The 6,205-nt window shown below is 59.9% G+C and carries 6 protein-coding genes; 3 read left to right on the top strand and 3 right to left on the bottom strand.

The genetic code is table 11. From position 1 onward, the window contains the following. The first annotated feature begins 676 nt into the window (after positions 1–676). From F4V54_RS09880 to F4V54_RS09870, 3 genes are all read left to right on the top strand, one after another. Entirely contained in the window at positions 677–985 is a 309-nt protein-coding gene (locus F4V54_RS09880) for a helix-turn-helix domain-containing protein (RefSeq protein ID WP_024058948.1), read from the top strand. Positions 986–1,156: 171 nt separating this feature from the next. After that, positions 1,157–1,456 (top strand): hypothetical protein, encoded by a 300-nt coding sequence (locus tag F4V54_RS09875; protein ID WP_024058949.1) that lies wholly within the window; start codon positions 1,157–1,159, stop codon positions 1,454–1,456. Between the two features lie 1,545 nt (positions 1,457–3,001). Then, complete coding sequence (locus tag F4V54_RS09870; RefSeq protein ID WP_016456429.1) at positions 3,002–4,333, top strand: hypothetical protein; 1,332 nt, start codon at positions 3,002–3,004, stop codon at positions 4,331–4,333. 569 nt (positions 4,334–4,902) lie between these two features. Here the strand turns inward: F4V54_RS09870 and F4V54_RS09865 are convergent. The 3 genes from F4V54_RS09865 to F4V54_RS09860 form a co-directional block, all read right to left on the bottom strand. Continuing rightward, complete coding sequence (locus F4V54_RS09865) at positions 4,903–5,328, bottom strand: single-stranded DNA-binding protein (RefSeq protein WP_016456430.1); 426 nt, start codon at positions 5,326–5,328, stop codon at positions 4,903–4,905. Between the two features lie 89 nt (positions 5,329–5,417). Then, positions 5,418–5,561 carry a hypothetical protein gene (locus F4V54_RS11530; RefSeq protein WP_016456431.1) on the bottom strand — a complete coding sequence of 48 codons (144 nt, stop codon included), beginning with the start codon at positions 5,559–5,561 and terminating at the stop codon, positions 5,418–5,420. Positions 5,562–5,720: 159 nt separating this feature from the next. Then, positions 5,721–6,205, bottom strand: a 485-nt coding sequence (locus tag F4V54_RS09860; RefSeq protein WP_150387023.1) for a DUF4192 family protein, incomplete at its 5' end; no start/stop codon positions are given.

The following is a 6,205-nucleotide window of genomic DNA, read 5'->3' as shown; positions in this document are numbered from 1 at the left end:
AAAATTACGAAACACCGCCGAAATGTGACGTGTCTGTGCAGGTCACAGCGTTATCGCGTGTTTCGTAGTTTTGTTCTTTTCGTTTGCGGAAATCACGAAACCGCAGGTAGAGCGTTTCGTAATTTTTTCGTATTTTGATCGGCAAATTACGAAACGAGGTCAAAACTACGAAACGAGCGCGCTACAGACGTGTCACAGGTCATAAAAAGGCGCGCCCCTTGCGTGTCACCATGCCGCCACACAACAGCTGCCCCACCACAACACCCCAGCCGTGCCACGTGGCGTGTAGAAACGTGCTCGGTTCGATTCGTAAAGATTAGGTCGCAGGCTATTGTGCGCGACGCATAAGTTCCGTACGATGGCCCCCAGACCGTATGTGGCGTTTTAATTCGTTTTTGGTTTAGCCAGCCGCATACGGGGGATAACCCCGAGGATAATTCATAAAGAGACAGCCTCTCGACCGTGATAGGCGCGGTTCCTCCGACGAGATAGACCGGTCGGCAACGGCATTGCCAACCACAAAAGCGGTCAGGTAGGGAGTAAGCGCTCCCGTAAAGCGATGGGACGGCAGACCACCGTTCTAGCGAGTTGAGCACGGCACTCCAAGCCGCCTGAATAGCAAGCCGGTAAAGCACCCCGCTCCGGGACAGATCAATCTGCCCAGGAGCGTTTTTCTATGTCCGAAAAGGACACGACTACCGCCGTCGCGCCACGCTTTTACACGCTGCAGGAACTCGCCGATCTCGGCGTCGGCTCCGAGTCCACGTTGCGAAAAGCTATTAAAGAGGGCCGTCTTTCATTCCACCGTTTCGGCACCGCCTATCGGATTCGCCAAGACGATCTCGACGCCTACCTCGCGGCCGCACGCCGCCCTGCCCCGCAGCTATTCGACGGCTTCGTCGATGCCGTCGTGAATGCAGCGCCCCAACTGACAGATGAGCAGCGCCAGCAGCTCGTCACGGTGCTGGGCGGTGTGAAGCACTAATGCGGACAAACCCGCCTACGACGAGATCCCGCCGCTTAGCTCAGCTAGTCAGGCTGGGTCTTGAACTGAGTGCGAGGGCTGATGGGTGATGGCCGTGCTACTACACACGCGCGCTCCACCGTCGTGCCCCGAGTCCAAATAAACAGTTCATTCAACCAAGGAGAACAAACCATGTCTTTCAGAGACGATTACGCAGCAGCGCTGCGCGATGAGCAGCAAGCAAAAGATACCGTGAACGAGGCGCGCCGTGCACACAAAGCGACAAAGGAGCGCCTTGCGCAGTTGCGCAAGTATGCCGAAGAGTTCGAGGTGAATCTCGACGGTGACAAGTCCGCCAGCACCGAAGGGGACGGTGACAAGTCCGCCAGCACCGAAGGGGACAGCGATACACCTGAGAACGGTGACGGCGACACGCCTGAGAGCACCGAGGGCAGTAAGCCGAAGCGGCATCTAGAAGTTGTACCCGACTAACCCTTTAGCCGTACACGCAATCACCTCATGTGTGTACGGCCACGCGGCGTGACGACGTACAGCCGTCACGTTTGATGTCGCCACACACCCCGCTCGCAAGGGCGGGGTTTTCGCGTGTGTGCGGGTGGCTGCGGCACCGCTACACGTGACACTGTCACGATGCTTGCGCCGGTATCGGCGACGGGGCATATACACGTCTGCCCCGTCGCCTGGATCATCCGCCACATGGCTGGCGGTATGTCGCGCTGCTGTCATGCGCGGTTCCGGCCGGCATAGTCTCGTGTGGACGTCAGATATGCCGAAGACGGGGCCGTGGGCGTAGCAAAGACAGCAGCGTGGACAGAGCAGATTTCAGCAGCTGTGCTGCTGAAGTTGTGACCGCGACGGCAAGTGATATGCGGCGGACGCCGCATGATGCCGCGCCGGTAGAAACGCCAATATCCATCTCGGCAGGCTTGCCGTGATGGAGCGTTTCGTGATGACCCGTAAGGCGACACATTATTGCTGGCATATCCGAATGTATATCGACAAGATATATCGGATTGCCGGCAGTGTCGTGATACAGAGCATGGGTCATCACACAAGGTGCAGCGCCAGCTGCACTATTGGGCATCTTGACCGGAGCGCAAGCGGAGGGCAAGACAGCACCAGCCAGACCGAGCGAGCGAGGTCTGAGACTGGGGCTGTAAGGGGCGGCGCGCCAGCGCCGGGCACCGGGTTATGCGAGCGCCAGCGAGTAGTAATACCCGGTGCAGTGCCTCGGCTATGCCGAGCGCCGGAGCGCAGCGGAGGCGTCGCACCCCCTTATGCCCTTTTCCCCCTTCTACCCCTATAACGACAAACTCATAGGGGTTTTGACACAGAAGGGGGCTGCGACCTGCGTGTTTCGGGTCTTTATGCGGTCTTCGACCCTTACCCGAAACGGCCCGTTGATGCGCGAAGCGCACATGGTGCCTACGCAAAATCTGCAGGTCGCCACGCTGTGCGCACCACATACGGCGTCAGTCGTTGTATGTCGGTCTTAAAGTAAGGGCCGATGACGGGTGGAAACGCCGCTTGCGGCGTCTTCCCGCGTCATCGCGCACGCCGTGTGCAACGTGAGCTTGCGAACGTGCCACGGCGTCGAACCGAACGGCAAGACCGACATCGTTTACGTGGTGCGCACAGCCACACCCTGCACTCTGGCACCGCCGCCAGGCGGTTATTGCAGGGTGTTCCAAATCCCGCAGCGAGCCATCCGCCGCAAGGCGGTGTTGATGCTGCTGCGGGTGATAACAACACGGGTCGAATAACACACTCCATATCGGCCCGTGCCATAAGCACAGTATCTGTGCAGACGCATCACGTTCGCGGCGGCCATATGCGCGCAAGCGCATGTAACGAGCACCGCCAGCGACGTGTGTTTCGCAGCGCGTCGCGCTGCAGCAGATCCAGCGGCAGCTGTTGATGCAAATGTGTAGCGCCGCGACTCGATTGGTTCATCTTTGTGGCAGCGGCTGTACGGCCCTGTGGCGGCCGTAGACGCCTCGGATGGACGGAGTGCGCGTGCAGAAGAACAGTTTCAAGACGTCGCTGTTCGTCGTGTATCTGCCGAAGTCGATGTGCAAGGAGATCCCCGACTACTACACCAGTGAGGTGGACGGGCGCGAAGTGAAACGTCCGCGCTATGTCGCCCGCGACTACGAGGAAGCAAAGCAGTACCTCGAAGAGTCAATGCGCTGGCTTGCAGAAAACTTCATCCCCGGCGGTATCGACGCAGTCGCTGGCGGTGATATGAACTTTGACGAATCAACGCCACACATCCAGTTCCAGGCGGATACGTTCTCACCGAAGCCCGAAGATCCCGACAAGCTCCGTTGCCGCCCCGGCATCGCGTACAACACTGACACCTCAGTGCGGTACACATCCGGCCCGAAGAAGGGCAAGCAGATCTCGGGTAACCAGAAGTTCATCGACGCGCAACGGGGCCTGCGCGAACACATGCACTCGCTCGGCTATCCGGTGGAACTAGAAGTCTCCGAACGTCATGACGAGTCACTCAACCTCGACCGCTACACCGAGCAACAAGACCGGGAGCGCGATCTCGCCAAGCGCGAGGATGATGTGGAAGTCAAGAAGCGATCCGTGCAGCGCGACATGGACGCAATTGATCGTGACCGCGAGCAGGCTGCTAAGGAACTTGAACAGGCGCAAGAAGCCCGCGAAGCAGCCCAGCGCGTACAGGAGAATGCTGAAGCACAGGCTCGCGAGGTTGCCGAGCGTGTGCTCAAGGAAGCACGCGAGAAGGCCGAGCAAGAAGCCGAAGAGATCCGCAGCGAAGCACGCAAGGATGCTGAGCAGGAGTTGGGCCTGGCCGAAGCGCAAGCAGACGAGCTGCTCGAACGAGCCGAAGAGACTGCGCGGGCCAAGGCGGGCGATATTACAGCCGCAGCTCGCAGCGAAGCAGAGACGATCACTCGCAAGACCGACGAGGCCCGTAAGCAGGCTGAGCGCGACGCCGAGACGATCCGCAGCAAAGCACGAGATGAGGCCACGAGCATCCGCGACGAGGCCACACGCGACGCTGCAGTAACGCGCAAGGATGCCCGCGATGAGGCTGATCAGATCCGCCGCAACGCGCACACGGACGCCGAAGATGAAGCCGCCATCATCATCGAAGAAGCGGTGAAGTCAGGACAACAGTTGGAGCACTTGGATAAGAAGTTCCTGGTGCAAGAACTGCATCGCAGCCCAGAGTTGCTTGAGCGTTACACGCTGTTCAGGCAGTCGCAGACCTCAGGCAAGAAGGGCGGGGCGCAGCAGCGTGCACGCGAGCGCATCGAGAAGCGCCGCCAGCAGCAACAGCAGCGTGATCGTGATGGCGGTATGGAGTTGTAGCACTGCTCTCCCCTGCCCTGTACGGCCTTCTGCGGGCCTAACAGGGGGCCGTCGGCGTCGTAGGTCATTGGCGGCGGGTAAACGGCTGATATTCAGCGAAAATCGAAGAAATCTCGGCTAGGCGGGGCCGGTGTCACTACGTTGCGCAGTGAATTGGCCTGTTGAGTGGCGGAGATAGTGCGCAGCACGTCGGTGTGTACGACGGGGCATGTGCTGCGCAGAAGAGATGTCCGTAGAAGGGCCGACAGAATGTCGTTGTCATTCTGTTGCGTAGTAAAGGTGTCAATAGGATGACAAACCACTTCACTGCCCAATTCACATGTCATTAAAGTGACAGGGCATTTGATTGCGCAGTAAACGTGTCGATGAAATGGGTGCCCAATACACAGTGCAACCTACGTGTTAATGAAATGTCACAGACACTACATAGTGCAGTGAGTTGCGCAGCAGAAACGCCAGTAAAAGCACCGCACCACTGCACCGTAAAACTGCACAAGTGATTCGCAGCAAATTGGCGTGTGAAATGGTTGAAAAAATAACCCCGCAGGTTTCCCTGCGGGGTTTCGTAGTTAGAACGGTACTTCTTCGCCCTCAGCGCCAGCCAGGGCGGCGGTCGCCGCCTCGCCTCCGCGACGGGCAGCGCGAGCAGCGGACTCCTTCTTGGAATCGATCAGCTGCACCGTGTCGATGCGCGCCACCAGCGGGTACTGCTTCACACCGTCCTTGTCGGTGTAGACGTCGGTCTTGAGCGAGTAGCTCACCGCAACGCGATCGCCGGAGCCGATGCAGCCGAACACGCCGGGGTTCGCGGCGTCCTGGACGTAGCCGGTCAGCTCCACGATCTCGCTTTCCACCTTGCCGGTGGACTTGTTCTTGAAGGTGTTGCGCGCATAGACGCTGAGCTTCACCGTCGCGCCGCCGTTTGCGTGCTCGAACAGCTTGGGTGCGCGAGCTGCGTTGCCGACGATGGTGCCGTTGTTGAAGGGGTTGGACATGATGGTTCTCCTTACGTGAGTGGGTGTGATTTGCCGTGCAATTTGGGTACTTAAGCAGCGGCTTTGCCGCTACGGGGGTTGAGCTGTCGTTACAGCACTGCCCAGGGCAGCGGTGTGCCTGCCGCCTCTAGGTCGCGCAGTTCTTGTGCTGCGCCCGGATCGGCGTCCTCGCCGTCGATGCCGTCGGCGAGCTGGTAGAGCAGTTCCAGGTCGGTGTGGGTGATGTCGCGCATCAGGTGCCTCCTTGTTCGGATGGATGGTCAATCCGTCTGTTGGAGACAGCTCTGCTGTCTAGGGGGTTCTCCCCCGCCCCGCTAGGTGTGCATCTCTGCTGGCCACGGCCCCGCGAGAAAAAGAAACCCCGTTGCATCGCTGCAACGGGGTGTGTGGTGTTACTCGGTGAACAAGATCGTGCGGGTCTTCTCAGCGCCCTCGCGGACGAGTTCGACCATCCGCTCGCCCTGGCCAATGTCGGTCAGCTTGGCCACCAGAGACGGGAAATTCTCGTCTGGTCCGATCTCGGTGGCTCGCTGCGCAGCCACGCCAGCTAGTCCCGGCTGGCCTGTGGCGTGAGCGAGCACGGCAACAGTGGCGGTGAGCTGCGCCCGCATCCCCGGCCAGCTGGTCGGGACAGCGCGCATAACCTGCTCTATGAACGCAAGGCCAGCCTGCGGCTCATCGAGCAGCGCTGCGAGCAGCGTGTCTCGCAAGCGCGGCGTGGTGAAGCATTTCAGCGCAGACCGAACAGCACGAGTGCTCGGCTGGGTCATCCCTGCCGCCGCCTGCTCGTACTCACGCTGCAGCACGTCGGAGAACATGGGCGGGATATACGCCAGCGCGTCTTCGATGATGTCGGCGTGCTCGGCAGCGTCGATGC

Source organism: Corynebacterium tuscaniense (assembly GCF_008693065.1).
GTDB lineage: Bacteria > Actinomycetota > Actinomycetes > Mycobacteriales > Mycobacteriaceae > Corynebacterium > Corynebacterium tuscaniense.
Note: the sequence above shows the minus strand (reverse complement) of the source record. Positions and strands in the feature narration are given on the sequence as shown.